The 26,711-nt window shown below is 75.4% G+C and carries 23 protein-coding genes and 1 pseudogene; 8 read left to right on the forward strand and 16 right to left on the reverse strand.

Features of this window, described 5'->3' with window-relative positions:
• Positions 1–49: 49 nt before the first annotated feature.
• The gene (locus tag LG396_RS00145) at positions 50–1,699 is read right to left on the reverse strand and encodes a protein kinase domain-containing protein (protein WP_225793098.1); all 1,650 of its coding nucleotides are present in this window, start codon (positions 1,697–1,699) and stop codon (positions 50–52) included.
• Positions 1,700–2,072: 373 nt separating this feature from the next.
• Between LG396_RS00145 and LG396_RS00150 the strand changes: the two genes are divergently transcribed.
• Positions 2,073–3,770, forward strand: a complete 1,698-nt coding sequence (locus tag LG396_RS00150; protein WP_225793099.1) for a protein kinase domain-containing protein — start codon at positions 2,073–2,075, stop codon at positions 3,768–3,770.
• 111 nt (positions 3,771–3,881) lie between these two features.
• Here the strand turns inward: LG396_RS00150 and LG396_RS00155 are convergent, their stop codons facing one another.
• The 10 genes and pseudogenes from LG396_RS00155 to pdhA all read right to left on the reverse strand — a co-directional run bounded on the left by LG396_RS00155 (position 3,882) and on the right by pdhA (position 16,225).
• On the reverse strand, positions 3,882–4,445 hold the full coding sequence (locus tag LG396_RS00155; protein ID WP_026276707.1) for a bacterial proteasome activator family protein: 564 nt from the start codon (positions 4,443–4,445) through the stop codon (positions 3,882–3,884).
• A gap of 157 nt (positions 4,446–4,602) precedes the next feature.
• Positions 4,603–5,247 carry a GNAT family N-acetyltransferase gene (locus LG396_RS00160; RefSeq protein ID WP_225793100.1) on the reverse strand — a complete coding sequence of 215 codons (645 nt, stop codon included), beginning with the start codon at positions 5,245–5,247 and terminating at the stop codon, positions 4,603–4,605.
• Between the two features lie 46 nt (positions 5,248–5,293).
• Entirely contained in the window at positions 5,294–6,703 is a 1,410-nt protein-coding gene (locus tag LG396_RS00165; protein ID WP_225793101.1) for a hypothetical protein, read from the reverse strand.
• Between the two features lie 143 nt (positions 6,704–6,846).
• Complete coding sequence (locus LG396_RS00170; RefSeq protein ID WP_130456569.1) at positions 6,847–7,824, reverse strand: NAD(P)H-quinone oxidoreductase; 978 nt, start codon at positions 7,822–7,824, stop codon at positions 6,847–6,849.
• 247 nt (positions 7,825–8,071) lie between these two features.
• Positions 8,072–9,094, reverse strand: a pseudogene (locus LG396_RS00175) (potassium channel family protein); the annotation flags it as partial.
• Positions 9,091–11,262, reverse strand: coding sequence for a molybdopterin molybdotransferase MoeA (locus LG396_RS00180; RefSeq protein WP_263978533.1), 2,172 nt, complete (start codon positions 11,260–11,262; stop codon positions 9,091–9,093). The gene LG396_RS00180 and the pseudogene LG396_RS00175, both read right to left, overlap by 4 nt.
• Positions 11,259–12,173, reverse strand: a complete 915-nt coding sequence (locus tag LG396_RS00185) for a DUF6457 domain-containing protein (RefSeq protein WP_037745979.1) — start codon at positions 12,171–12,173, stop codon at positions 11,259–11,261. Before LG396_RS00185 ends, LG396_RS00180 begins: the two co-directional genes overlap by 4 nt.
• Positions 12,174–12,384: 211 nt before the next feature.
• Positions 12,385–14,034, reverse strand: a complete 1,650-nt coding sequence (locus LG396_RS00190) for a dihydrolipoamide acetyltransferase family protein (protein WP_225793102.1) — start codon at positions 14,032–14,034, stop codon at positions 12,385–12,387.
• Positions 14,034–15,071 (reverse strand): alpha-ketoacid dehydrogenase subunit beta, encoded by a 1,038-nt coding sequence (locus LG396_RS00195; protein ID WP_018840670.1) that lies wholly within the window; start codon positions 15,069–15,071, stop codon positions 14,034–14,036. Before LG396_RS00195 ends, LG396_RS00190 begins: the two co-directional genes overlap by 1 nt.
• Positions 15,068–16,225, reverse strand: coding sequence for a pyruvate dehydrogenase (acetyl-transferring) E1 component subunit alpha (gene pdhA / locus LG396_RS00200; protein ID WP_225793103.1), 1,158 nt, complete (start codon positions 16,223–16,225; stop codon positions 15,068–15,070). The genes LG396_RS00195 and pdhA overlap by 4 nt, the downstream gene beginning before the upstream one ends.
• 161 nt (positions 16,226–16,386) lie before the next feature.
• Here pdhA and LG396_RS00205 point away from each other — a divergent pair, with 161 nt between their 5' ends.
• A complete protein-coding gene (locus tag LG396_RS00205) occupies positions 16,387–16,917 on the forward strand; it encodes an Lrp/AsnC family transcriptional regulator (protein ID WP_018840672.1) in 531 nt (176 codons plus the stop codon).
• Positions 16,918–17,041: 124 nt separating this feature from the next.
• Here LG396_RS00205 and LG396_RS00210 read toward each other — a convergent pair whose 3' ends face one another.
• Positions 17,042–17,656, reverse strand: a complete 615-nt coding sequence (locus LG396_RS00210) for a TetR/AcrR family transcriptional regulator (RefSeq protein ID WP_018840673.1) — start codon at positions 17,654–17,656, stop codon at positions 17,042–17,044.
• Between the two features lie 92 nt (positions 17,657–17,748).
• On the opposite strand from LG396_RS00210, the gene paaN reads away from it, so the two are divergent.
• Positions 17,749–19,431 carry a phenylacetic acid degradation protein PaaN gene (paaN, locus tag LG396_RS00215; RefSeq protein ID WP_225793104.1) on the forward strand — a complete coding sequence of 561 codons (1,683 nt, stop codon included), beginning with the start codon at positions 17,749–17,751 and terminating at the stop codon, positions 19,429–19,431.
• On the opposite strand, the gene LG396_RS00220 is transcribed toward paaN, so the two are convergent.
• The 4 genes from LG396_RS00220 to LG396_RS00235 all read right to left on the reverse strand — a co-directional run bounded on the left by LG396_RS00220 (position 19,415) and on the right by LG396_RS00235 (position 22,706).
• Positions 19,415–19,609, reverse strand: a complete 195-nt coding sequence (locus LG396_RS00220; protein ID WP_225793105.1) for a hypothetical protein — start codon at positions 19,607–19,609, stop codon at positions 19,415–19,417. The two genes, paaN and LG396_RS00220, sit on opposite strands and share 17 nt — an antisense overlap.
• 116 nt (positions 19,610–19,725) lie before the next feature.
• Positions 19,726–20,490, reverse strand: a complete 765-nt coding sequence (locus LG396_RS00225; protein ID WP_225793106.1) for a TrmH family RNA methyltransferase — start codon at positions 20,488–20,490, stop codon at positions 19,726–19,728.
• 84 nt (positions 20,491–20,574) lie between these two features.
• Entirely contained in the window at positions 20,575–21,921 is a 1,347-nt protein-coding gene (locus LG396_RS00230; RefSeq protein WP_225793107.1) for an HTTM domain-containing protein, read from the reverse strand.
• Complete coding sequence (locus LG396_RS00235) at positions 21,918–22,706, reverse strand: DUF5819 family protein (protein ID WP_100300276.1); 789 nt, start codon at positions 22,704–22,706, stop codon at positions 21,918–21,920. Before LG396_RS00235 ends, LG396_RS00230 begins: the two co-directional genes overlap by 4 nt.
• A 163-nt stretch (positions 22,707–22,869) precedes the next feature.
• Between LG396_RS00235 and paaA the strand changes: the two genes are divergently transcribed.
• From paaA to LG396_RS00260, 5 genes are all read left to right on the forward strand, one after another.
• On the forward strand, positions 22,870–23,913 hold the full coding sequence (paaA, locus tag LG396_RS00240) for a 1,2-phenylacetyl-CoA epoxidase subunit PaaA (RefSeq protein WP_225793108.1): 1,044 nt from the start codon (positions 22,870–22,872) through the stop codon (positions 23,911–23,913).
• A 107-nt stretch (positions 23,914–24,020) separates the two neighbouring features.
• A complete protein-coding gene (paaB, locus tag LG396_RS39060; protein ID WP_026276709.1) occupies positions 24,021–24,287 on the forward strand; it encodes a 1,2-phenylacetyl-CoA epoxidase subunit PaaB in 267 nt (88 codons plus the stop codon).
• Positions 24,284–25,048 (forward strand): 1,2-phenylacetyl-CoA epoxidase subunit PaaC, encoded by a 765-nt coding sequence (gene paaC, locus LG396_RS00250; RefSeq protein ID WP_100300274.1) that lies wholly within the window; start codon positions 24,284–24,286, stop codon positions 25,046–25,048. Before paaB ends, paaC begins: the two co-directional genes overlap by 4 nt.
• Positions 25,042–25,602 (forward strand): 1,2-phenylacetyl-CoA epoxidase subunit PaaD, encoded by a 561-nt coding sequence (gene paaD / locus LG396_RS00255; protein ID WP_225793110.1) that lies wholly within the window; start codon positions 25,042–25,044, stop codon positions 25,600–25,602. The genes paaC and paaD overlap by 7 nt, the downstream gene beginning before the upstream one ends.
• Positions 25,599–26,699, forward strand: a complete 1,101-nt coding sequence (locus tag LG396_RS00260; RefSeq protein ID WP_225793111.1) for a 2Fe-2S iron-sulfur cluster-binding protein — start codon at positions 25,599–25,601, stop codon at positions 26,697–26,699. Before paaD ends, LG396_RS00260 begins: the two co-directional genes overlap by 4 nt.
• Positions 26,700–26,711: the final 12 nt, after the last annotated feature.

Raw genomic sequence — 26,711 nt, forward strand, 5'->3', positions numbered from 1 at the left:
GCCCGGGCACTGCGAATGAATCCCGGTAGCCGACGGGCCCGGGGGCCCGTCAGCCGTCGGTGACGGTGCCGCCGCCCGCCTGGCCGCCCTGGACGACGTCGCCCCCGATCTCGCCGCCCTCGACCTCGCCGGTCGTCTCCCCCGTCGTCTCGCCCGTGGTCTCGCCGGTCGTCTCACCGGTGGTCTCGCCCGTCGTGTTGCCCGACGTGCTGCCCTCGGACGTGCTGCCGCTGCCCTCGCTCGTGGTGCCGCCGACGTCCTCGGTCGGCTCGCTGGGCGAGCCGGTCGGGCTGGAGGGCTCGGTCGGCAGGTCCGACGTCGAGTTGGTCGGCGGCGGCTCCTCGGTGTCCTCGTACGTGGGCTCGTCCTCCTCGTACGTGGGCTCGTCCTCCGTCGGCTCCGGGGAGTGCTTCTCGGTCTCCTTGTCCTTCGTCGGCGACGGCTCCTGCGACGTCGACGACGGCGGCGCCTTCTTCGGGTCGTCCTCCTCGCCGCCGCTCAGCGCGAAGGCCACGCCCATCACTATGGCGATCACCGCCAGCGCCGCGATCGCCCACACCTTGCCGCGCCCGCGGCCCGCCCGGCGCGGGCCGGGCTCGAAGCCGCCGTCGTCCGGGTTGCCCGCGCGGAGCATCGGCCGCTGCGCGGTGTCGCCGCCGGCCGCGGCCAGCGCCGTGGTCGCCGCCGTCGCGCCGACGGCCGGGGTGCCCATCGGCGGCGTACCGCCGACGGCCACCGCGCCGGTGTCCCACGAGCCGGTGTGCGGGCCGACGTCACGCAGCATGCGCAGCGCGTACTGCAGGAGGCCGAGCATCTCGTCGGCGGTCTGGAAGCGGTCGTCGGGCTCCTTGGCCAGCGCGCGCATCACCAGGCCGTCCAGCTCCGGCGGCGCGTCCTCGCTGATCTGGGACGGCGGCACGGCGTTGTCCTGCGCGTGCTGGTAGACCACAGCCAGCGGGGTCTCGCCGATGAACGGGGGGCGGCCGGTCAGCAGCTCGTACAGCAGGCAGCCGACCGCGTAGAGGTCGGAGCGGGTGTCGACGGCCCGGCCGAGCGCCTGCTCGGGCGAGAGGTACTGCGGGGTGCCCATGACCATGCCGGTCTGCGTCATGGTCGAGGCCGCGCCGTGCAGCGCGCGGGCGATGCCGAAGTCCATCACCTTCACCGCGCCGGTGGTGGTGATGATGACGTTCGCCGGCTTGATGTCGCGGTGCACGATGCTGTGCTGGTGGCTGTACGCCAGGGCCTCCAGCACCCCGGAGATGATCAGCAGCGCCTGGTCGGGCGGCGGGATCTCGGCGCCGGTCAGCAGCTCCTTGATCGTCCGGCCCTCGACCAGCTCCATGACGATGTACGGCACGGTGGCGCCGGCGACGTGGTCCTCACCGGAGTCGTACACCGCGACGACCGCGTGGTGGTTCAGGCCCGCGACCGACTGCGCCTCGCGCGTGAAGCGGGCCTTGGAGACCGGATCCTCGGCGAGGTCGCTGCGCAGCAGCTTGACCGCGACCTCGCGGCCGAGGCGCACGTCCTCCGCGGCGAAGACCTCGGCCATGCCGCCGCGGCCGAGGCGGCGCGTCAGCCGGTAGCGCCCGTCCCCGACGAGCCCGCCGACCCCCCAGTTCTCCGGAGAGTCAGCCATACCGCCGCGGCCCGGCCCGTTCGCCGACGGCTCCTCGGGGGGCTCCGTCTGTGACATCAGTTCCTCGCGGTGGTTCGGTCTCGTCGTCGTCTCGTCGTCGTTCTGTCGTCCGTCCGGCTACGAGGCACGCTACCTCCTGCCCCCGACACACCGGATCCCACTGAACGGAACATGCAACCGGGTCCGGGGGTCCGTACGCAAATCCCGGACGAGCCCGGTGGTGGGGAGGGGTGCGCGCGTGGACACGGGTGGGGCCGGCGGGGCGGCGGGAGTGAACAGTGGGTGACAGCGGGGCGGAAGTGGTGGGTAAAGGGGGTGCAAAGGGACGGGGCAAGGGTGCAGGTGGTCACGGAACGGGCAAGCCGCTTGACCTCTCCTCTGCCTGAGGCAGACTTTCAGCATCAAGCAGGCACCCGGGGGAGAATCCAGCATGACCGAGTACGGCGGCCAGGACGACTACGCCGGTCGATCCGTGGGGGGCGGCCGCTACCAGCTCCTCGACCTGCTGGGCACGGGCGGCATGGCCTCCGTCCACCTCGCCCGCGACACCGTTCTCGACCGCCAGGTCGCGGTGAAGACGCTCCACACCGAGCTGGGCCGCGAGGACTCCTTCCGCGAGCGGTTCCGCCGCGAGGCCCAGGCCGTCGCCCGGCTGTCCCACTCGAACGTCGTCTCCGTCTTCGACACCGGCGAGGACCGCTTCGCCGGCGACGGCGGCGGGCCCGTGCCGTACATCGTCATGGAGTACGTCGAGGGCCGCCCGCTGCGCTCGGTGCTCGACGAGGACGTGGCGCGGTTCGGCGCGATGCCGACGGAGAAGGCGCTGCGGATCGTCTCGGACGTGCTGGCCGCGCTCGACGCGAGCCACGAGATGGGTCTCGTCCACCGCGACATCAAGCCGGGGAACGTCATGATGACGCGCCGCGAGCAGGTCAAGGTGATGGACTTCGGCATCGCCCGCGCCGTGCAGTCCGGCGTCACGTCGATGACGCAGACGGGCATGGTCGTCGGCACCCCGCAGTACCTCTCGCCGGAACAGGCCCTGGGCCGCGGCGTCGACGCCCGCTCCGACCTGTATTCGGTGGGGGTGATGCTCTTCGAGCTGCTGACCGGCCGGCTGCCGTTCGACGCGGACTCGCCGCTGGCCATCGCGTACGCGCACGTGCAGGAGCAGCCGCCGGCGCCGTCGTCCATCAACATGACGGTCCCGCCGGTCGTCGACGCGCTGGTGGCGCGGGCGCTGGCGAAGAACCCCGGCGAGCGGTTCGCGAGCGCCGAGCAGATGCGCGAGGAGGTGCGCCGGGCGGGCGGTATGACGCCGCCGGGCGCGATGCCGTCCGTCATCGCCGGCGAGCACGCGCGCGACTCCGGCGCGGGCGTCGGCTCGGCGGTGTTCCCGCCGGTCAACCCGTACCAGTCGCCGCCGCCCGGCGCCGCCACCCCGTACCAGCCGATGCAGCAGCAGGGCTTCGGCCCGGCGCAGCCGCAGCACGGGCAGCAGGGGCAGGGGCAGCCGCAGCACGGCGGGTACGCCACGCCCCAGCCGTACTCGCTCAGCCCGCAGGGCACGCCGAGCGGGGGCTCGGGCCGCGGCGCGGGGGGCGGCGGGAACCGGAACGTCGCGGTCATCGCGCTGACCGTCGTCATCGCCATCACGGTGATCGCGGCGACGGCCATCGTCCTGGCGCTCAACGGCGGCGACGACGGCGACCCCGAGGCCAAGCAGACCAACCAGACCCAGCAGACGGACCCGAACACCGACCCAAGCACCGACCCGGGCGGCGACACCGGCGACGACAGCGGCGGGGGCGACGACGGCGGCAACGGCGAGGACGTCATGAAGCCGCCGGACCGGACCCGCACGATCGACAAGACGCGCTGCACGGAGCCGTTGACCGACCCCAAGAACGAGAAGCTGGTCAGGGTGCCGGACTTCACGTTCAAGGACTACCAGTCGGTGCGCGAGTGCCTGCGCGCGGCGCAGTGGTCGTACGAGGTCGACGAGGAGCCCGACGCGCTGTGGGGCAAGGACACGGTGCTGGAGCAGAACTTCGACGAGTACGACGACTACTTCGACCCGTCCAAGGACAAGTTGGAGCTGGTCATCGCGACGGGGTATTCGAAGTAGGGGTTCCCCGACGCCTGTCCCGCCCAGGACTCCGGGCCGGTTCGTACCGTGATACGAACCGGCCCGGTGCTGTGTGATGTACGGGGGCGTGCGGGGGTGTGCGGCGGGGCGTCAGAGGTACGGGCCGCCGGTGCGGCCGTGCTCCGGGCCCATCTCGCCCGGCTCGTCGCCGCCGAAGCCGCCGGGGGGCAGCGCCCGGCGCATCTGCTCCAACTGCGCCCGCGCGGCCATCTGCTGCGCGAACAGCGTCGTCTGGATGCCGTGGAAGAGCCCTTCGAGCCAGCCGACCAACTGCGCCTGCGCGATGCGCAGCTCCGCCTCCGTAGGCACGGTCTCGTCGGTGAACGGCAGCGTCAGCCGCTCCAGCTCGTCGATCAGGTCGGGGGCGAGGCCGTCCTCCAGCTCCTTCACGGAACTGGAGTGGATCTCCTTGAGCCGGGCGCGACTCGCCTCGTCGAGGGGCGCGGCGCGCACCTCCTCCAGCAACTGCTTGATCATGCTGCCGATGCGCATGACCTTCGCCGGCTGCTCGACCTTGTCGGTCAGCGGGATCTCGCGGCCCTCCTCGTCCGCCCCGCCCTCGCCCGGCGCGACGGTCCCGCGAGCCATGCCGTCGGGTCCGACCACCACCACCTGGGGGGTCTCTGGCGGGCGCTCGTTGCTCGGAGTATTCATACGTCCATTGTCGCGCACGGGCCCGGCGGCGGGGCTGTCGGGATCTTGGGCGGCGGGGGCGGAGGGCGTCGGACCGGGGTGCGGTGCTGGTCGGGGGGGCGGGCGGTTCGTCGGGCGTGCTGCGGCCGGGTTGCCGGCCGTGCTACTGGTCGGGGTGTCACTGGCGGGCGGGTCGGGCGCGGAGGTCCAGCATGCAGAAGACCTTGTCGTAGCGGCGCTCCCCGACGGCCACGAACCCGGGGAGCCTGCCGTACTCCGTGAAGCCCAGCGAGCGGTAGAGGCCCAGCGCCGAGTCGTTGTCGCCGCGGGCGTCGAGGGTCAGGACCTCGATGCCCGCGGCCCGCGCGTCGGCGACCAGCGCGGCGGCCAGCGCCCGGCCGACGCCGCGGCCGTGCGCGTCGGCGGCGACCGCGAGCTTCTCCAGATCGGCGTGCGGGCGGTGGGTCGGGCGGGCGTAGCGGAGCCAGTAGCCGACGCCGAGGAGCCGGTCACCGTCGTACGCGGCGCGCAGCGCGGCGTCGCCGGCGCGGGCGGCGGCGTGCACGTCGTCGAGGAGCGCGGCCACCTCGGCGGGGGACGGCGGGTCGACCCAGCCGAGCGCGGCGCCGTCGCGGACGAGGGCGGCGAGGATGCGGTGGGCGTCGGCGGGGAAGCGGGCGGGCAGGTCGGGGGCGGCGAGGAGGGCGGGCGCGGGCGCGGTGGCGCGGGGTGCGGTGGTCGGGGGCGCGGTGGTGCGGGGTGCGTGCGCGGGGTGGCTGTCGGGGGCGCCGCCCCGGGCGTCGCCGGTGTTCGCCGGGTCCATGCGGGCAGCGTAGCCGCGGGTCCGGCAGCCGGCCGCCGGCTGCGGGTCAGCGGCGGCGGAGGCGGAGGGCGAAGTACCCGAGGCCGAGGCCCGTCAGGGCCATGCCCGTGCCGAGGGGCAGTACGCGGTCCGCGGTGCCGGAGTCACGCCGTGGGACGCGGGTGGTCGCGTCGGCCTGGGCGTCCGGGACGAAGGTGAGGCTCTGTGCCGGGTCCGGGGTGTGCTCGGTGCCCGGTACGGGGGCGTTGCTGCTGCGGTACGGGACGGGGTCGCGGGGGCGGAAGTGCGGCGGGCCCGCGGGGCGGGGGCGGCCCGGGGCGGAGGCGCGGGGGCGGTCGGTCCGGTCGGGGCGGTGGCCGCGGGGGCGGTCGCGTTCCGCGCGGGGCTGGGGGTCTGCGTCGCGGCGCTTGCCGTGGGGGGTGGAGGTGGGCGCGGGAGAGCGGCCGGAGTGCGGGGGGCCGGGTGTGGTGGTGCGGTCGGGGCGGTCCGGTTGGCCGGGGCGGTCGGGGCGGTCCGGGCGGTCCGGGCGCGGGGGTGCGGGCGGGCCCGGAGGGTCGGGGCGGGGGGTGCGGGCCTGGTCGGGCGGTTGGTGGCGGGGCGGCGCTGGGGGTGCGGGCCGGTCGGCGCCGGGTCCGCCCGGGTGCGGTGGAGCGGAGGGCCCGGGGCGGGGCGGTGCGGTGACGTCGCCGGGGGGTGCGGGAGGGTGCGGGCGGCCGGGGTGGCGGCGGCCCTCGCCGGCGCCGTTGCCGGCAAGGCCGGGGCGGCCGGGGCGGTCGGCGCCGCGGTCGCGGTCACGGTCGGCGTCTCGGTCGTCGTCGGGACCGAGGGCGGGGGCGCGGGGCGCTGTCTGCGGACCGGGTGTGACCCCGCGGGCGTCCGCGGTGCGGTTGCCGGGGGCCGTCGCGCCGGGGCGGTCGTCCGTGTCCCGGGCCCGGCCGCCTGACGCGCCGGGACGGACGGAAGCGGTACGGGGGTCGCCGCCCGCGGCGCGGGGCCTGGCGTCCGTCGCGCCGGGACGGACGGCCGTGGTGCCGGTTCGGGGCGTCGTCGCACCGAGGTCGCCTGCGGTGCGGGGGCGGCCGTCTGCCGCGCGGGGCTGCCCGGCCGCGGTGCCGGTTCGGGGCGTCGTCGCGCCCGTGCGCTCCTGGCCCGCCGCCGGGCCGACCGCGGGCACGGCGTCGTGCCGGGGCGCGGCTCGGGGCGCCATGGCTCCGGGGCGGTCCTGGCGCGCGGCTGGAGCGGCCGCGGAGGCGGCTCCGGGCGCCGTCGCGCCTTGGCGGGGCTGTCCCGCCGCGGGCCCGGCCGCGGCGCCGCGCTGGGTCGCCTCGTGCCGGGTTCCGGTCGGTGCCGCGGTGCCCGCCCCGTACGCGATCCCCTGTCCCGCCACCACTCCCTGCCAGAGCACCACCACCACCACTCCGGCCGCGAGGCGCGGGCGACGTGCGGGAGCAGCCACGGCGGAGACCCTTCCGTGCCGGCAGTGCTGACGTGACTAGAGTCACATAAGCCAATAAAGCCGACATTCGGGACTACGCCGTACGGGTGCCCCACCCGCACGGCGTACCGCCGGTCTCGTACCGCCGCGGCGGCCGCTCCCCGTCACGTCGTCAGCAGCAGCTTCCCCACGTGCGCGCTCGACTCCATCACCCGGTGCGCCTCCGCCGCCTGCTGCACCGGCAGCGTCCGGTCCACGATCGGCCGCACCCGGTCCGCCTCCACCAGCGGCCACACGTGCTCCCGTACCGCCGCCACGATCGCCGCCTTCTCGCCCGGCGGCCTGCCGCGCAGCGACGTCGCCGTGATCGCCCCGCGCTTGGCCAGCAGCGCGCCGAGGTTCAACTCCCCCTTCGCGCCGCCCTGCAGCCCGATCACCGCGATCCGGCCGTTGACCGCCAGCGCCTTCACGTTCTGCGCCAGATACGCCGCCCCGACGATGTCCAGGATCACGTCCGCGCCCGCGCCGCCCGTGGCGGCCCGCACCTCCTTGACGAAGTCCTGCTCCCGGTAGTTGACGAGGACGTCCGCGCCCAGCTCCCGGCAGTACTCCAGCTTCTCCGCGCTGCCCGCCGTCACCGCCACCCGCGCGCCGACCGCCTTCGCCAACTGCACCGCCATCGTGCCGATGCCGCTGCCGCCGCCGTGCACGAGCAGCGTCTCGCCCGGGCGGAGGTGGGCGATCATGAACACGTTCGACCAGACGGTGCACGCCACTTCGGGCAGCGCGGCCGCGGTCACCGCATCGTGCCCGCGGGGTACGGGCAGCAACTGCCCGGCCGGCACCGCGACCTTCTCCGCGTAGCCGCCGCCGGCGAGCAGCGCGCACACCTCGTCCCCGACCTGCCAGCCCGTCACCCCCGCGCCGAGCGCGGCGATCCGCCCCGCGCACTCCAGTCCGGGGTACGGGGAGGCGCCGGCGGGTGGTTCGTAGAACCCCTGGCGCTGCAGCACGTCCGCGCGGTTCACGCCGGCGGCAGCCACCTCGATCAGCACGTCGCCTTCGGCCGGCACGGGGTCGGGAACCTCGGCCCAGACGAGCGAATCGGGGCCGCCTGGCTCTGAGATGGTGATCGCATGCATGCAGTGGACGCTACTACTCCGCATCGTCCGGGGCGTCCCCTTCCTCCCCCGGGCCGCCGTCGCCGCGGCGGTTCCGGCCCCGGTCGCGGTCCCTGTCGCGGTCCCGGTCCGCGCCGCCCAACTCCCCGTACGCGCCGAAGCCCCTGGCGCCGCGGGTGTCGCGGGTGTCCTCGTAGTCCCGGTAGCCGCGGTCCCGGCGTCCGCCCAGGTCCCAGCCACCCTCGCGGGTGACTATGCGATCCTTCTCCGGCGTCGTCGCCGGGCCCGCGGCCCGGGCGATCGTGATCAGCCGGTCCGTCATCTCCAGCCGGCCGACGTCCGCGTCGTCGTACGCCATCAGCCGGTGCCCGCGCTTGACCGCCACGACCAGGTCGTCCGTCTCGCGCGGCATCAGACCCGCCTCCGCCTTGGTCGCCGGGCGCTCGATGAGGTCCAGGCCCGAGCCCTGCACGATCAGGTCCTCCAGGACCGTGCCCGCGCTCGGGCTCAGCACCGACAGGCCGAGCAGCCGGCCCGCCGCGCTGGAGCTGGTGATCACCGCGTCCGCGCCGGACTGGCGCAGCAGCGGCGCGTTCTCCTCCTCGCGCACCGCCGTCACGATCTTGGCCCGCGGGTTCAGCTGCCGCACCGTCAGCGTCACCAGCACCGCCGTGTCGTCGCGCTGCGGCGAGATCACGAACTGCGCCGCCCGCTGCCCCTCGGCGCGCAGCAGCACGGCGGAGCGCGTGGCGTCGCCGACGACGCCGACGTAGCCGTCGGCGTTGGCCGCCTCGACGACCTTGCTGCTCGGGTCGATGATCACGACCTGGCCCTTCTCCAGCCCCTTGGCGCGCAGCGTCTGCAGCGCGGAGCGGCCCTTCGTGCCGTAGCCGACGATGACAGTGTGATCGCGCAACGCGGACCTCCAGCGATCGAGCCGCCACTGCTGGCGGGTGCGCTCGGTGAGCACCTCAAGGGTGGTGCCGACGAGGATGATCAGGAAGAGCACGCGCAGCGGCGTCACCACGAGGACGGTGCTGAGCCGGGTGCCCGGGGTGGCGGGGACGATGTCGCCGTAGCCGGTGGTGGAGAGGGAGACGGTGGCGTAGTAGGCGGCGTCCAGCAGGCCGACCTTGCCGCCGGCGTTGTCGTGGTAGCCGTCGCGGCCGAGGTAGACCACGAAGACGGCGAGGGCCAGGACGAAGAGCGCGGCCAGGATGCGGCCGCCGACCTGGCGCAGCGGGGCGCGCGGGCGGCGGGGCAGGGCGACGCGTTGGTCGGGGTACTTCACGCGGGGCCTGCCGGGGTGGTCGGGGCGGTGGCCGCGGCTGCCGCGGGCGCCGCGGTCCAGGGCAGGCGGAGTACGCGCACGGGGGCGCCGGCTGCCGCGCCGCCGGGCGGGACGACGGCGAGGGCGTCGGCGACGGCGAGGCCGCGGAGCATGGCGGGGCCCGTGAAGTGCAGGGGGTGGGCGGCGGGTTGTCCGCCGGCGCGAGGCGCTGCTGGGTGTTGTCCTGCTGGACGCCGCTTTCCTGCGGTTTGCGCTGCCGCGGCTTGCGCTGCCGCCGCCTGCGCGCCTGTGCCGTGCTCCATGGCGACCGGCACCAGCCGGGTGTCCGTCGGGTGCCCCTTCGCGTCCGCGGTGAGCACCGCCTCCGGCGGCTCCGTGCCCGGCGCGGCCCCTCCGAGCACGCGCACCAGCGGCTCGGCGAGCGTGAGCAGCCCGGAGACCGCCGCCAGCGGGTTGCCGGGCAGCCCGACGACGTACGCGCCGGTCGGCAGCACCGCCAGCAGCATCGGATGGCCGGGGCGTACGGCGACGCCGTCGACGAGCAGGTCCGCCTTGAGCCGGCGCAGGGTGGCGTGGACGTGGTCGACGGGGCCCGCGGCGGTGCCGCCGGTGGTCACGACGACGTCCGCGGTGGACGTGGCGACGGCCTCGTACAGCAGCTCCGCGTCGTCCCCCAGCCGCCGGGTGACGAACGGCTCGGCGCCGCACGCGCGCAGCCACGGGTCCAGCATCGGTCCGAGCGCGTCGCGGATGCGGCCGTCGCGCGGCAGGCCGCGGTGCAGCAACTCGGCGCCGAGGACGAGGACCTCGACGCGGGGGCGGCGGACCACGCGCAGCTCGTCGTGGCCCGCGGCGGCGGCGAGGCCGAGGACGGCGGGCGTGACGCGCTCGCCGGCGGGCAGCAACTCGACGCCGGCGCGGCACTCCTGGCCGCGCGGGCGGATGTCCTGCCCGGTACGGACGTCCTGGGCGGCGGTGGCCCCGGTGGCGTAGAGGCTGCCGCCGTCGCGGAGTTCGGCGTGCTCGGAGCGGAGGACGCCGGTGGCGCCGGGCGGGACGCGGGCGCCGGTGGCGATGCGTACGGCGTGGCCGTCGGGCAGCGGGGGGTGGGCGGCGTGGCCGGCGAGGATGCCCGGCCCGGCGGAGTCGAGCCGCCAGGGGCCCGGGCCGGCGACGGCGTAGCCGTCCATGGCGGAGGTGTCGAAAGGCGGCAGATCGACGAGGGCCTTCAGCGGATCGGCGAGCACCTGCCCGTACGCCCCGGCCACCGGCACCGCGACGGCGCCCAGCCGCCGCCCGGCCCGTACGGCGACGCGGCGGGCGGCGTCCCAGGACAGCCCGCGCGGGTCGCGGGGCTCGGGCCGGGCACGCCCGTCGAGCCCGAGCGCCACGTCCAGCGGATCCCCACCGCCCTCGGCACCGCCGCGCGCCGCGGGGGCGTCCGCGCGCCGTGCGCCCGCGGCGCGGGGAGCCTCACCGGCCCCGCCGCCGGCCGCTCCCGCCCGGGGCCGGTGCCCGGCCCTCGCACGCCACTCGCGGGGACCGGCGCCGTCCGGCACCCCTGCCCCGCGGGCGTCGGCACCGGCTGCGGAGCCCGTGCCAGCCCTCGGACCGCCTTCGGGCGCCGCAGGCCCGGCCGCGCGTCCCCGGGAGCTACGGCCGTAGCCCCCGGGTGCGGCACGCTCCTCGGGGCGAGCCCCGGAACCGGTCGTCGGGCCCGGTTCGACGGGACCGCCGCGGCCCGCCGCCGAATCGCCTCCGCGCCGCAGCGGGCCATGGCCCGGTCGCGAACGCGCGGACGGCCCGCCGGAGTCGTCGCCGCGGTCAGGAGTCTCGCGCACCGCGCGGTCGGCGCGCCGCTCTGCGGAAGTCGTGTCCCGGTCCGTGAGCGACAGGGCGTCCCCGGACTCGTCCGTGCGCGCCGGTCCGCGGGACGTCCCCGGCCCCGGGGGGACCGCGGGCGGCGGGGCGTCGGCGAGCGTGAAGGCGTCGCCGTAGGTGGCGGCCAGGTCGCGGCGGTCGTTCGCCAGCGCCAGCGCGTCCGCGAACTCGTCGCCGCGCGCGCCGGTTTCGCCGTCGCTCCCGCTCCCGCCTCCGGGCCTGTTCCCGCTCCCCGATCCGGCGCCCGCCCCGGGAGTGCGCCGGTCGCCGCGCCGACCGGAGGTCATGTGTCCGCCCGGCCCTCCTCGGCCGTCTCCTCCGCCCACCGCTCCGTCAGCGCCGTCACCTTGCGCGCCGCCTCCGCGACCGCTTCGGGGCCGCCGCCGGCCCGCCCCGCCGCGTAGCCGACGAGGAACGTCGTCAACGGCGCCGCGGGGCGCGCCACTCCGTGCGCGGCGTCGCGCGCGAGGTCGAGCAGGAGGCGTGTGTCCACCTCGGTGTCGAGACCGAGTTCTTCCTTGACCGCTGCGAGCCATTCATCCAGCACGTGCCCATGCTCCCTGATCCGGTCCCTGGCCGTCGCCAGATCCTCCCAGGTGTCGCAGTCGAAAGTGGCACCGGATGCGGTACGGACGAGCCGCAGCTCGCCGGTGAGCAGCCGCAGCGGCAGGCCGGCGAGCGCGCCGTACTCGACGGCGAGCAGTGCAAGGCCGCGCCGCAGCGACTCGGCACGGTACGCCGCGACGAGCGGCTGGTCGCGCCCGGTGCCGTCCACGAACATCGCCCCGTCGACGCTGATCTCCGCCGACGCGAGGGCGTCGAGGAGGGTCCGCACGGTGCCGTCGTCGAGGAACGGCAGGTCCGCGGAGAGCAGGACGACGGTGTCGGCCGTGGTCAGCGGCAGCGCGGCGGCCAGCGCGGCGACGGGGCCGCCGCCGGGCGGCTCCTCACGGGTCCACGTCACCGGGCGGACCGTGGGGCGCCGCGGCCCCACGACCACGGTCCGGCCCGCGCCGCGGCACGCGCGCAACACCCGGTCCAGGAGGGTCCGCCCGCCGACGCGCAGGGCCATCTTGTCGACCCCGCCGAGCCGCCGCGCGGCGCCGCCGGCGAGCACGACGGCGGCGTACGCCCCCACCGCCCCGGGCTCCGCACCCGCGTGCGCCGCCCCGGATCCCGTGCCCCCGGCCTGCTCCATGGCACGGGACCCTACCCGCCGTGCGCCGTTCCGCTGGGCCCTGTCTGACAAATGGCGCCGTCCGCCCGCAGGGCGGGTGTCGCGGCGTCTGGTGCGTGCGATCGCAAGGCGGAGGGTCGACCGCATAGTGGGCCTATTCGGTCGAGCCCGACAACGCAGCGAGCGTGCGTGCCAGACGCCGCGACACAGGCGGGATTTGTCAGACAGGGGCCTAGAGGGCCCTGAGCAGCATCGCGGGGTTTTCGACGCAGTCGGCGACATACCGCAGGAAGCCGCCCGCCGTGCCGCCGTCGCACACCCGGTGGTCGAACGTGAACGACAGCTGCACCACGCGCCGCACCGCCAGCTCGCCGCCGTGCACCCACGGCTTCTCCGCTATCCGCCCCACGCCGAGCATGCCCGCCTCGGGGTGGTTGAGGATCGGGGTCGAGCCGTCGACGCCGAAGACTCCGTAGTTGTTCAGCGTGAACGTGCCGCCGGTCAGCTCCGCGGGCGTCAGCGTGCCCGCCCGCGCGGCCTCGGTCAGCCGCGCCATCTCCGCGGAGAGCCGCTCGGCGGAGAGCGCGTGCGCGTCGCGCACGACGGGCACGACGAGTCCGCGGTCCGTCTGGGCGGCGAAGCCGAGGTGGACGGCGGGCAGCCGGACTATCTCGCGGCCCTGCACCGTGGAGTTCAGCTCGGGGAAGCGCGCGAGCGCGGCGGTGCAGACGCGGCCGAGCAGCGCGAGCAGCGACACCGGCGGCCGGTCTCCCGCCGCGGCGTTCATCGCGCGCCGGGCCGCCAGCAGTTCCGTCGCGTCGGCGTCCACCCAGCACGTGACGTCGGGGATCTCCCGCCTGCTGCGCGACAGCTTGTCGGCGATCGCCCCGCGCACCCCGCGCAGCGGCACCCGCTCGCCCTCGGCGGCCGCACCGCCGCGGGCCCCGGCACCGGCGGTGGGCGTCCCGGCGCCCACGGCCGTGCCACCGACCGCCGTACGCCCAGGGGTCGCCGCGGTACCCGCGGCACCGGTCGTCCGGCCGGCCGCCGGCGCCCCGGCCCGTACCGCGGCCTCGACGTCGGCGCGCAGGATCAGCCCGTGCGGCCCGGTGCCGGCGACGGCGCGCAGGTCGAGCCCGGACTGCCGGGCGATGCGCCGCACCAGCGGCGAGATGACGGCCACCGGCCCGTCCGCCACGGCACCCGGCGCAGACGTGCCCGCCGCCGTCACGCCCGCCGCCGTCGCGCCCGGTGCCGGCTGCCCGCCCGCTGCGGGCCGCACCGGGCCGCCGCCGTCCGCGGTTCGCCCGGCGGCGGCATCCGGCCGCGCCGCGCCGCCGGCACCCGGCCCCGTGCCGGTGATCCCGCCCGGTGTCCGGCCGCGGGCGCGGCCGTGGCCCGACGGGCGCCGGCGGCGGCGCGTGCCGCCCGCGCTCGTGCCGTAGCCGACGAGTACGTTGCCCGAGCCGCCCGTCTCCTCACCGGCGAACTCCGCGGCGGCCCGCGCCTCGACCACCGCGCCGTCGACCGCGCCGTCCGCCGAAGAGGCGGAAGCGGCACCCGCACCGCGGATCCTGTCCTCGACCCGGTCCCGGTAGCCACCACCGGTCCCTGCACCGGCACCGGTTCCGGCCGCGGTCTCCACCGCCACCGTGACCAGCACCGATCCCACCGGCACCTCCGTGCCCGGGTCGCCGTGGCGGGCGGTGACCACGCCGCCGTAGGGACACGGCACCTCGACCATCGCCTTGGCCGTCTCCACCTCCACCACCGGCTGGTCGACGGCGATGACGTCGCCGACGTCCACCAGCCAGGTGACGATCTCCGCCTCCGTCAGGCCCTCACCCAGGTCGGGCAGCGCGAACTCGCGGACCTCCGGCATCAGCCGCCCTCCGTCCACTCGGCCTCCCACTGCAGCCGTGACACCGCGTCCAGCACGCGGTCCACGCCCGGCAAGTGGTGCTTCTCCAGCATCGGCGGCGGGTACGGGATGTCGAGGCCGGCGACGCGCAGCACGGGCGCCTCCAGGTAGTGGAAGCACCGCTCGCCGATGCGGGCGGCGATCTCGCCGCCGGGGCCGGCGAAGCCGGGCGACTCGTGGACGACGACGGCGCGGCCCGTGCGCCGCACGGACTCGACGACCGTCGCCTCGTCGAACGGGACCAGGGAGCGCAGGTCGACGACCTCCAGGTCCCAGCCCTCCTCCCGGGCGGCCTCGGCGGCCTCCATGCAGACCGGCACCGAGGGTCCGTACGTCACGAGGGTGGCCGTCGTGCCCTGCCGGCGCACCACCGCGCGCCCGATGCCGGGCACCTCCTCGGGCCGCTCGGGGTCCCAGCCGGCCTTCGACCAGTACAGCCGCTTGGGCTCCATGAAGACCACGGGGTCGTCGGAGGCGATGGCCGCGCGCAGCAGCCCGTAGGCGTCGGCGACCGTGCCGGGCGTGAGCACGTGCAGCCCGGGGGTGGCCATGTAGTACGCCTCGGAGGAGTCGCCGTGGTGCTCGACGCCGCCGATGCCGCCGCCGTACGGCACGCGGATGGTCAGCGGCATCGGGGTGGCCCCCCGGGTCCGGTTGCGCATCCGGGAGACGTGGCTGACGAGTTGCTCGAACGCGGGATAGCCGAAGGCGTCGAACTGCATCTCGACCACCGGCCGCAGCCCGTACATCGCCATCCCCACGGCCGTGCCGAGGATGCCGGCCTCGGCCAGCGGGGTGTCCGTGCAGCGGTCCTCGCCGAACTCCTCGGCCAGGCCCTGGGTGATGCGGAAGACGCCGCCCAGTTGGCCCACGTCCTCGCCCAGGACGTGGACGGCGGGGTCGGCGGCCATCGCGTCGCGCATCGCGCGCGTGAGGGCCTGCGCCATGGTGGCGGGCTTGCGCCCGGTCGCGGTGCCGGCGACGGCGGTCGTCGTCATCGCGTCTCCTCCCCCTCGCCGTCCCCGTCCTCCAGCTCCGCCGCCAGCTCGGCGCGCAGCATGCTCTCCTGCTCGCGGAGCTGCTGCGTCGGCTCGGCGTAGACGTGCGCGAAGAGGTCCATCGGGTCCAGCTCGGCGTCGGCGTGCAGCCGCTCGCGCATGCCCGCGGCCAGTTCCTCCGCCGCCGCGCGGGCCGCGGCCGCGTCCGCCTCTTCGAGCAGCCCGCGGCCGGTCAGCTCGGCCTCCAGCAGCGCGATGGGGTCGTGCGCGCGCCAGGGCTCGACCTCGCTGTCCGTGCGGTACCGCGTGGCGTCGTCGGCGTTGGTGTGGGCGTCCATCCGGTACGTGACGGCCTCGACGAGCGTCGGGCCGCCGCCGCCCCGGGCCCGCTCGACGGCCTCGGTGAGGACCTCGTACGCCGCCAGGGCGTCGTTGCCGTCGATGAGGCGGCCCGGCATCCCGTACCCCACGGCCTTGTGGGCGAGGGAGGGGGCGGCGGTCTGCTTGGCGAGGGGGACGGAGATCGCAAAGCCGTTGTTCTGCACGAGGAAGACCACGGGCGTGCGCCAGACGGCGGCGAAGTTCAGCGCCTCGTGGAAGTCGCCCTCGCTCGTGCCGCCGTCGCCGACCATGGCGAGGGCGACGACGTCGTCGCCCTTGAGCATGGCGGCGCGGGCGAGGCCGACGGCGTGCGGGAGCTGGGTGGCGAGCGGGGTGCACAGGGGGGCGATGCGGTGCTCCGCGGGGTCGTACCCCGTGTGCCAGTCGCCGCGGAGCAGCGTGAGGGCCTGCACGGGGTCGAGGCCGCGGGCGACGGCGGCGAGCGTGTCCCGGTAACTGGGGAAGAGCCAGTCCTGCGGGCGCAGGGCGCGGGCCGCGGCGACCTGGCAGGCCTCCTGGCCGGTCGTGGACGGGTAGACCGCGAGGCGGCCCTGCTTGGTCAGGGTCGTCGCCTGTTCGTTGTACCTCCGGCCGGTGACCAGCGCGCCGTACAGCTCGCGGAGCAGTCCGGCGTCGGCCTTCTCCGCGGCGGAGGTGCCGAGCACGCGGTACGGCTCGGGGTCGGGCAGCAGGGGTGCCGCTTCCGTACGCGGCTTCCAGGCCGGCGGGGGCGCCGGGTGGTAGGCGCGGCCGGGCTGCTCAAGAACCGTCATGACGTCCACCTCCTTGTGGGCGTGGCTGAGACCTCGTGCACTCCCTACCGATTGTTCGGTTGACGGCACATTTTGGCTACAGGGAACCCCAGCCTGTGGACAAACGGTTCTGCACAGCTTCCAATACCAGCAGGTCGTCCAGACACGGGAGGCGGTAGGGCATGGCGGAAGAACAGTTGGCCGACGACGCGCCCGACCTGCCCGCCACCGCCCCCGCGGTGCCCGCGCCGCGCCCGTCGGCCCGCCGGCTGGACGCCGTCGACCGCGAGATCATCCGCATCCTGCGCGCCGACGGCCGCACCTCCGTACGCTCCGTGGCCGAGCAGGTCCACGTCTCCCGCGCCAACGCCTACGCCCGGATCAACCGCCTCATCGACGACGGCGTGATCCGCGGCTTCGCCGCCCGCATCGACCAGGAGCGGGCGGGGCAGGGGACGTCCGCGTACATCACACTGAAGATCGTCCAGAACACCTGGCGCACGGCCCGCCGCCAGCTCGAACAGCTGCCGGGCGCGGCGCACATCGCGCTGGTGGGCGGGGACTTCGACGTGCTGCTGCTGGTGCACACGGAGGACAACAGGGCGCTGCGCGACCTTGTGCTGACCCGGATCCAGGCGATCCCGGAGGTGCTGTCGACGCGCACGCTGCTGGTCTTCGAGGAGACGGACGTGCAGAACGACCTGCTGAGCTGAGTACGCACCCGGGCGGCCGTCCGCCGCGCCCGCGCCCCGGCGCGACGCGCTCGCGGCCCACGCGGGCCCCCGCCGCCGAACCGCCAGCCCGTCAGTCCGTCAGTCCGTCAGTCCGTCCCGTCCGTCAGGTCCGCAGGCCGGCGAAGGCCAGCGTCACCACGGCCGCCGTGACCTCGGCGTCGTCGTGGGCGTTGCCCGCCCGCGGGCGGTACCACTCCGCGATCGAGTTGATCATGCCGAAGAGCAGCCGCGTGGCCAGCCGGACGTCCACGTCCGCGCGCAGGTCGCCGTCGGCGACGGCCTCCTTCAGCAGCGCCGCCACCCGGGCGTCGAACTCGCGCCGGCGCTCCATCGCCCAGCGCTCCGTCTCGGTGTTGCCGCGCACGCGCAGCAGCAGCGTCACGTACGGCAGCTCCGCCATCAGCACCGCGGTCGTCCCGCGGGCGACGGCCTCCAGCCGCTCCACGGCCCGGCCGGTGCGCGCGGCGGGCTCGTCGAGGACGCCGAAGAGGCCGTCGAGCGCCCGGCTGACCGCGCGGTGCAGCAGCTCTTCCTTGCCGCGCACGTGGTGGTATATCGAGGACTTGGAGATGCCGGCGGCGCGGGAGAGGTGCTCCATCGAGGTGCCGTCGTACCCGCGCTCCAGGAAGACCTCGACGGCCACGGCGAGCAGCGTCTCGGGGGTGTACGTGTCCCGTTTCGCGCCGCTCCGTGCGCCTGTCCGCCTGCTCTCGGCCACTTATCCACAGCCTCTCTTGCCCCGACCGATCATTCGGTTACTCTAGCCGCGAAGCCCGATTTCCGCCCAGCTCGACGAGGAGTTGGTTCCGTATGCCCGCCGCCCTGACGCCCGACGTGCTCGCCGGGAAGCACCGCCCCACTCTCGACCAGGCACTGGACGCGATCCGCACGCGCGCCTTCTGGTCGCCGCACCCCGAGCACCCGAAGGCGTACGGCGAGAGCGCCCCCGCGGACGGGCAGGCGGCCTTCGAGGCGCTGCGCGGCACCCGCGTGGACCTCGGCCAGCCCGGCACCGACGGCTGGGCCGGGGACGAGGTCTCGCCCTACGGGGTGGAGCTGGGCATCACGTATCCGCACGCCGACCCGGACGTGCTGCTGCCCGCGATGCGGGCGGCGACGGGGGCGTGGCGGCAGGCGGGGCCCGAGTTGCGGGCGCTGGTGTGCCTGGAGATCCTGGCCCGGATCAGCGCCCGCACCCACGAGTTCGCGCACGCCGTGATGCACACGTCGGGCCAGGCGTTCATGATGGCGTTCCAGGCCGGCGGGCCGCACGCGCAGGACCGCGGCCTGGAGGCCGTCGCGTACGCGTACGCGGAGCAGAGCCGCACGCCGCTGGTCGCCGAGTGGTCCAAGCCGCAGGGCAAGCGGGACCCGCTGCACCTGCGCAAGACGTTCACGGCGGTGCCGCGCGGCGTCGCGCTGCTCGTCGGGTGCAACACGTTCCCGACCTGGAACGGCTATCCGGGCCTCTTCGCCTCGCTCGCCACGGGGAACGCGGTGCTGGTCAAGCCGCACCCGCGGGCCGTGCTGCCGCTGGCGCTGACGGTGCAGGCGGCCCGCGAGGTGCTGGTGGAGGCCGGCTTCGACGCGAACCTGGTGTGCCTGACCGCCGAGCGGGACGGCGAGGGCGTGGCCAAGGCGCTGGCGCTGCGCCCCGAGATCCGGATCGTGGACTACACCGGCTCGTCCGCCTTCGGCGAGTGGCTGGAGGACAACGCCCGCCAGGCGCAGGTCTACACGGAGAAGGCCGGGGTCAACACGGTCGTGGTCGACTCCACCGACGACTACCGCGGCATGCTCTCCAACCTCGCCTTCTCCCTCTCGCTCTACAGCGGCCAGATGTGCACCACCCCGCAGAATCTGCTGATCCCCCGGGACGGCATCGACACCGACCAGGGCCGCAAGTCGTACGACGAGGTGGTCGACGGCCTCGCCGCCGCGGTCGGCAAGCTGCTCGGCGACGACGAGCGGGCCGTGGCGCTGCTCGGCGCGATCGTCAACCCCGGGGTGCGGGAGCGGCTGGAGGCGGCCTCCGGCCTCGGCGAAGTCGCCCTGGCCACGCGGGCGGTCGTCCACCCGGAGTTCCCCGGCGCCACGGTGCGTACGCCGGTGATCGTCAAGCTCGACGGCGCGAAGCCCGAGGCCGAGGCGGCCTACATGGCGGAGTGCTTCGGGCCGGTGTCGTTCGCGGTCGCGGTGGATTCCACCGGGGACGCAGTGGAGCTGCTGCGGCGCACGATCCGCGAGAAGGGCGCCATGACCGTCGGGGCGTACACGACGTCGACGGAGGTGGAGCGGCTGGTCGAGGAGGCGTGCATGGAAGAGCCCGCCCAGTTGTCCTTCAACCTCACCGGCGGGGTGTACGTGAACCAGACCGCGGCCTTCTCCGACTTCCACGGCTCCGGCGGCAACCCGGCGGCGAACGCGGCGCTGACGGACGGCGCGTTCGTGGCCAACCGCTTCCGGATGGTGGAGGTCAGGCGCCAGGCGTAGCGCCGGACGGGCCGCGTCCCGGCGGCGGGCCGGAGACCGCCGGGTCCAGGTAGGCGGGGCCGGGCAGGCCCATACGCCGCATCGCGATGCCGGTCAGCGCCTCGAAGATCGCGCGGCGCGCGTTCATCGTCGTGGTGTAGCCGGGATCGAGGTGCGGCGCGACCTCCACGACGTCCATGGGCCGCACCCGGACGGGCACCGGGTGGAGCGGGCACCGTCGCCGGCGCCTTCAGCCGTCACTCAATCCGACCGGGCGCGAGGAGGACGGGTATGCCGCGCGGCAGGCGGCGGCAGTCAGCCGTTCGGACCGGCGCCGAGGGACCAGTGGTAGAGGGCCATGGCCACGCTGGTGGCGAGGTTGTAGCTGGAGACCTGGGGGCGCATCGGCAGTGAGACGAGCCGGTCCGCGCGCGCCCGCAGGGCCGGGGAGATGCCGTGCCGCTCGGAGCCGAAGGCGAGGAGCGCGTCGTCCGGCAGCCGCAGGGTGCGCAGGTCGTCGCCGGCGGGGTCGAGGGCGTAGAGCGGGCCGGGTGCGGCGTCCGGGAGGTCGGCGAGGGGGAGGCGGGTGACGGCGGTGGCGTAGTGCAGCCCGGCCGCGCCGCGGACCGCGTTGGGGTGCCAGGGGTCGGCGTCGCCGGTGGTGACGACGCCGGCGGCGGCCATGCCGGCGGCGAGGCGGACGACGGCGCCGACGTTGCCGAGGTTGCGCGGGTTGTCGAGGACGACGACCGGCGCGGAGCGGGGGGCGCGCAGCGCGGCGCGGACGGCGGCGGGGGCGGGCCGGTCGGCCAGGGCGGCGATGCCGGTGGGGTGCCGCCGGGGCACCAGCTCGCGCAGCTCGCGGTCGGGCAGCTCGGCGAGCAGGGCGTCGAGGCGGTCGGCGAGGTCGGGGGCGAGTTCGCCGGCGAGCGCGCGGGCGTCGGCGCGGGAGGCGGTGACGGCGATCCGTACGCGGGCGCCGAAGCGCAGGGCGTGCTTGAGCGCGTGGAAGCCGTCGAGCAGTACGGCGCCGTCGTCCGCGGCGTCCTCGCGCCACTGCCGTACGACGTCGCCGCTCATGCGGCCGAGCCTACGCGTCCGGGGCGGGCCGCCCGGACCCGGGCCACGGGCCCGGCCCCGTACGCTCCGCGCCCGCCGGGCCGGTCAGGCCCGGTGGGCGTCGGCGTGCGCGTCCGGCGTGCCGGCCTGCGCCGGGATCGCGGGGTCCGCCGCAGCGGCGTCCGGCGGCTGCCTGCCCGGCGGGTCGGTGCCCGGCAGCCGGCCGAGCAGCAGGTTCTTCAGCCCCGTGACCTTGGCGCCGGCCCAGACCAGGAAGATCGTCGGCAGGAACACCAGGTCCGCGGAGATCATCGCCGCCGAGAAGAACGGCAGACCCATGATCACGGCGATCGACGCGTGGTCGATGATCATGATGGTCAGCAGCACGTTCTTCAGCCGCCGGTTGAAGAGCGTGAACGGGAAGGCGACCTGCACGATGACCGTGCCGTAGCCGAGCAGCATGATCATGGTCCCGTTGCTCGCCATCATGTCCGCGAGCCCGGGCCAGGGCGTGAAGTAGTCCAGCTTGAGCGGGTAGTAGACGGCGGTGCCGTCCTGCCAGCGGGTGCCCTGGACCTTGTACCAGCCGGCGGTCGCGTAGATGAAGCAGACCTGGGCCATGATCACGAACAGTCCGGCGTTGTGCACGAGGTTCGCCAGCACGTCGCAGACCGTCCGCGGCTCGTCGGACCTGGCGCGCCGCACCGCCCACCACACCGCGTGCGCGACCCACAGCCCCCAGAAGATCAGCGCCCAGCCCCAGCTCAGGTGCCCCAGCACGGTGGCGGCCGCGAGCGCGGCACCGGTCACCGCCCACAGCACCGCGCCCACCCGGTCCGGGGGCGCGGGGGCGCCGGGCTCCGCCGCCGCGCGCTCCGCCTGCCGGCGCGCACGGCGCGCGTCCAGCGACCACACCTGGCCGCAGCGCGTGACCACCAGGTACGTGGCCATGAGGTGGATGACGTTGTCGCCGCCGTCGCCCATGAAGATGCTGCGGTTCTGCAGCGACAGCACGCCCACCATGAACAGCACGGACGCCGTCCGCGTCCGCCACCCCAGCAGCATCATCACGGCGGCGGCCACGGCGAGCAGGTAGACCAGCTCGAACCAGAAGTCGCTGCGCGACCACATCAGCAGTGTGAACGCGTCGGTCTCGGAGATCAGCCGCTTGCCGAGGTCGAAGCTCCAGGGCCCGTCGGGCCCGTACAGCTCGTGCCGGTGCGGCAGTTCGCGCAGCAGGAAGCAGAGCCAGGTGAAGGCGAAGCCGATGCGCACGACGGCGGTCTGGTACGGGCCGAGCGCCCGCGTCGTGATGTGGCCGAGGCCGCGGGTGAGGGCGTCCTCGAAACGCCGGCGCAGCTCGCGCGCCGAGGGCGCCTTCGGGGGCGCGGGCGGCCCGGGAGGCGCGGGGGGCGTGGCGGGCGCGGGTGGCGGGGGCGGTGCCGAGGTCACTGGGCGCTCTCCTCCCACACCTCACGGTCGCTCTCCATGAGGTCTCCCCCCGTGACGATCCACCAGGGCAGCTCGCGGTATACGGGGGCGGTGTCCCACTGCTCGTCGCTCCACGGCGGCGGGGCGATCCGGCGGCTGGTCTGGCGGAGCTGGATCTTCTCGACCCGGCCCTCGTTCAGCACGGGCCCCAGGCGGCGCATCACGATGCGCTTGACGTAGTCCTCGGCGAGGTCGGCGCGGTCGGAGATGGCGCGGTTGTCCTCGTCGTGGGTGTCGGTCCAGTAGTCCCAGCCGCGGCGCAGCTCGTTCTGCACGGTGTGGCTGGGGGCCGGGTTGCCCCTGATGTTCTCGTGGTCCATGGCGGTGAGGTCGACCCAGCCGGTCTCCTCGGTGCCGCCGTCGGGCATCTCCAACTGGGCGCGCACCTCGACGTGGATGTTGGTCTGCAGCGGGTTGGGCGCGAACAGCCGCCAGTTCTGCTCGAACTCGGGGAAGACGATGCGGTCGATCGTCTCGTCGTGCTTCTTGCTGAGCGTGTTGGCCGGCGCGACGTGCAGGAAGCCGGCGCCCAGCTGCACGGTGACGAGGGCGACCAGCACGGCGATGGCCAGCGCGACGATGATCCGCGAGAGCGACGAGAGCCCGGCGATGCCGAGCGCGGGCCGCGGCGCGGCCTGCGGCTCCGCCGCCTCCGCCGCCGGGTCCGCCGGCCCCGTCTCCGGCCCCGTGGCGCCCCCGCCGTCGGGTATGCCGGCGCGGCTCTCGTCCGGCTGGCGCGATTCCATAACCCCCGGGCTCCCGTCTCCTCCGGTCCTTAGGACCGGCACGCTACCCACCCCGACCGCCTCCGCGCAGCGCGCGGGGGCAGAAACCGACCTTGACAGGGTAAGGCCGGGCAAGGAGCATGGAACCGAACGATCGGTCGGTAGGGAGGGCACGGGAGCCGAGATGCCGGAGACGATCACCGAAAGAGGCAGCCGGTCCGGAGCCGAGTCGGCTTCCGGACCTCGTACGGGCACGGGGGCGCCCGAGGCCGCGCCCGGAACCGCGCCCGAGTCCGCGTTCGAGGCGAAGATCGCCGCCGACGAGCGCATCGAGCCGCGCGACTGGATGCCCGATGCCTACCGGGCGACGCTCGTGCGCCAGATCGCCCAGCACGCGCACTCCGAGATCATCGGCATGCAGCCGGAGGCGAACTGGCTGACGCGCGCCCCCTCCCTGCGCCGCAAGGCGATCCTGCTGGCCAAGGTCCAGGACGAGGCGGGCCACGGCCTGTATCTGTACAGCGCCGCCGAGACCCTGGGCACCGGCCGGGACGAGCTGCTGGACAAGCTGCACGCCGGCCGCCAGAAGTACTCCTCGATCTTCAACTACCCCACGCTCACCTGGGCCGACGTCGGTGCCATCGGCTGGCTCGTGGACGGCGCCGCGATCATCAACCAGGTGCCGCTGTGCCGCTGCTCCTACGGGCCGTACGCGCGCGCGATGGTCCGCATCTGCAAGGAGGAGTCCTTCCACCAGCGCCAGGGGTACGAGCTGCTGCACACCCTCGCGCACGGCACCCCCGAGCAGCACGCGATGGCGCAGGACGCCATCGACCGCTGGTGGTGGCCGTCGCTGATGATGTTCGGCCCGCCCGACGACGAGTCGGCGCACTCGGCGCAGTCCATGGCCTGGAAGATCAAGCGGCACTCGAACGACGAGCTGCGCCAGCGCTTCGTCGACATCTGCGTCCCGCAGGCCGAAATCCTGGGCCTGACGCTCCCCGACCCGGACCTGAAGTGGAACGAGGAGCGGGGCCAGCACGACTTCGGCGCCATCGACTGGTCGGAGTTCAAGGAGGTCCTGCGGGGGAACGGGCCGTGCAACGAGCAGCGGATCGGCCGCAGGCGGCAGGCGCACGAGGACGGCGCGTGGGTCCGCGACGCCGCGGCGGCGTACGCCGCGAAGCGGGCGCCCGGGACCGCGGGGCCCGGGGAGGCGGCGGCGTGAGCGCGGAGGCGGAGGACGCGGGGCGGAGGACGACTGCGGGCTCTGGCGGTACGGAACCGAGCGCGGACGCGGGCGCCGGTGCCGGTGCCGCGGCGGGGGACTGGCCGCTGTGGGAGGTGTTCGTACGCAGCAGGCGCGGCCTGTCGCACGTGCACGCCGGCTCCCTGCACGCCCCGGATGCCGCCATGGCCCTGCGCAACGCCCGCGATCTCTACACCCGGCGCCAGGAGGGCGTCTCGGTGTGGGTCGTGCCGTCCACGGCGGTCACGGCCTCCTCGCCGGACGAGAAGGACCCGTTCTTCGCGCCCGCCGCGGACAAGCCGTACCGGCACCCGACGTTCTACGAGCTGCCGGAAGGGGTGCGGAACCTGTGAGCGCCGCCCCGGACCCGGCCACCGCCGACCCCGCAGCCGCCGACCCGGCCACCGCCGCGGGCGCGCTGGCGCTGGGGGACGACGCGCTCGTGCTGTCGCACCGGCTCGCCGAGTGGACGGGGCACGCACCGGTCCTGGAGGAGGAGGTCGCCCTCGCGAACATCGCGCTCGACCTGCTCGGCCAGGCGCGCACACTGCTGTCCCTCGTCGGTGACGAGGACGAGCTGGCGTTCCTCCGCGAGGAACGCGCCTTCCGCAACGTCCAGCTGGTCGAGCAGCCGAACGGCGACTTCGCGCAGACCATCGCCCGCCAGCTGTACTTCTCCGTCTACCAGGAGCTGCTCTACGGGCAGTTGGCGGCGGGCGGCGAGGCGGCGCCGCTGGCGCCGCTCGCGGCGAAGGCCGTCAAGGAGGTCGCGTACCACCGCGACCACGCCGAGCAGTGGACCCTGCGCCTCGGCGACGGCACCGAGACCTCCCACGCCCGGATGCGGGCCGGCCTCGACGCACTCTGGCGGTACACGGGCGAGCTGTTCCGGCCCGTCGAAGGGCTGGCGGTGGACTGGGCCGGGCTGGAGGCGGCGTGGCTGGAGACCGTGGGCGGCGTGCTGGAGCGCGCCACGCTCACGCTGCCCGAGGGCCCGCGCGCCACCGGCTGGTCGGCGGGAGGCGGACGGGAGGGCGTGCACACGGAGCCCTTCGGCCGGATGCTCGCGGAGATGCAGCACCTGCACCGCAGCCACCCGGGGGCGTCATGGTGACGGACACCCCGGCGGACACCCCACCGGACACCGCGCTGGAGGAGCGGCTGCGGGAGCTGGCCGGCAGCGTGCCGGACCCGGAGCTGCCGATGCTGACGCTCGCGGAGCTGGGCGTGGTCCGCGGAGTGCGCAGGACCGGCGCGGCGGCCGTGGAGGTCGAGCTGACGCCGACGTACACGGGCTGCCCGGCCGTGGAGTCCATGGCCGAGGACATCGAGCGGGTGCTGCGCGAGCGCGGCGGGATGGCGGAGGTCCGGGTGCGGCGCGTGCTGGCGCCGGCGTGGACGACGGACGACATCACGCCGGAGGGCCGCCGCAAGCTGGCGGAGGCGGGCATCGCCCCGCCCCGTACGACCCGCCCGTCCGGCCCGGTCCCGGTCACGCTGTCGACGCGCCGTGCCGGCCCCGCGGCGCCGGAGACCGACCTCCGGTGTCCGCACTGCGGCTCCGCCGAGACCGAGTTGCTGTCGCCCTTCTCGTCCACCGCCTGCAAGGCCCTCCGGCGGTGCACCGCCTGCCGGGAGCCCTTCGACCACTTCAAGGAGCTGACGTGACCTCCGCCGCCGCACCCCGGGGGCACGCCGTCTTCCACGACCTCAAGGTCGCCGACATCCGCCGCCTCACGCCCGACGCCGTCGCCGTCACCTTCGCCGTGCCGCCCGAGCTGCGCGCCGCGTACGGCTTCCGGGCCGGGCAGCACCTCGCCCTGCAGATCCCCACCGGCACCGACGGCGGCGCCAGCGACCGGCGGACGTACTCGATCTGCTCCCCCGAGGACCCCGAGCCCGCCGAGCTGACCGTCGGCGTCCGCGAGGTCGCCGACGGCGCCTGCTCGCCGTACGTCAACAGGCGGCTCGCACCGGGGGAGACCCTGCCCGTGCTCACCCCCGCCGGCCGCTTCGGGCTGCGCGGCGCCCCGGTCCCCGGCGGGCGCTACGGCGCGGTGGTCGGCGGCAGCGGCATCACGCCGGTGCTCTCCATCGCCGCGACCCTCCTCGGGCGCGACCCGCGGGCCCGCTTCTGCCTCGTCCGCAGCGACCGGTCCGCCGACTCCGCGATGTTCCTGGAGGAGGTCGCGGACCTCAAGGACCGCTATCCCGACCGGCTCCAGGTCGTGCAGTCCCTCAGCCGCGAGGAGCAGCAGGCCGGGCTGACCGCCGGGCGGCTGGACGCGGCGCGGCTGGCGGAGCTGCTGCCCGCGCTGCTGCCGGTGGCGGAGGTCGCGGGCTGGTTCCTGTGCGGGCCCTTCGGGCTCATCCAGCAGGCGGAGCGGGGGCTGCGCTCCCTCGGCGTGCCCCGCCGCCGGATCCACGAGGAGATCTTCCACGTCGACGACGCCCCGGCCCCCGAGCCCGCCGCGGGCGACGCACCCGAGCACAGCACGCTGACCGCCACCCTCGCGGGCCGGTCGGGGAGTTGGCCGCTGCGGCCCGGCGAGAAGCTCCTCGACGCGGTGCTGCGGGCCCGCCCGGACGCCCCGTACGCGTGCCGGGGCGGCGTCTGCGGTACGTGCCGGGCGTTCCTGGTCCGCGGCGAGGTCCGGATGGACCGCAGCTACGCGCTGGAGCCGGACGAGCTGGCCGCCGGGTACGTGCTGGCGTGCCAGTCGCACCCGGTGACGGAGCAGGTGGAGTTGGACTTCGACCGCTGACCCGGCCCGTCT

Source organism: Streptomyces aculeolatus (genome assembly GCF_020400605.1).
GTDB classification, from domain to species: domain Bacteria; phylum Actinomycetota; class Actinomycetes; order Streptomycetales; family Streptomycetaceae; genus Streptomyces; species Streptomyces aculeolatus.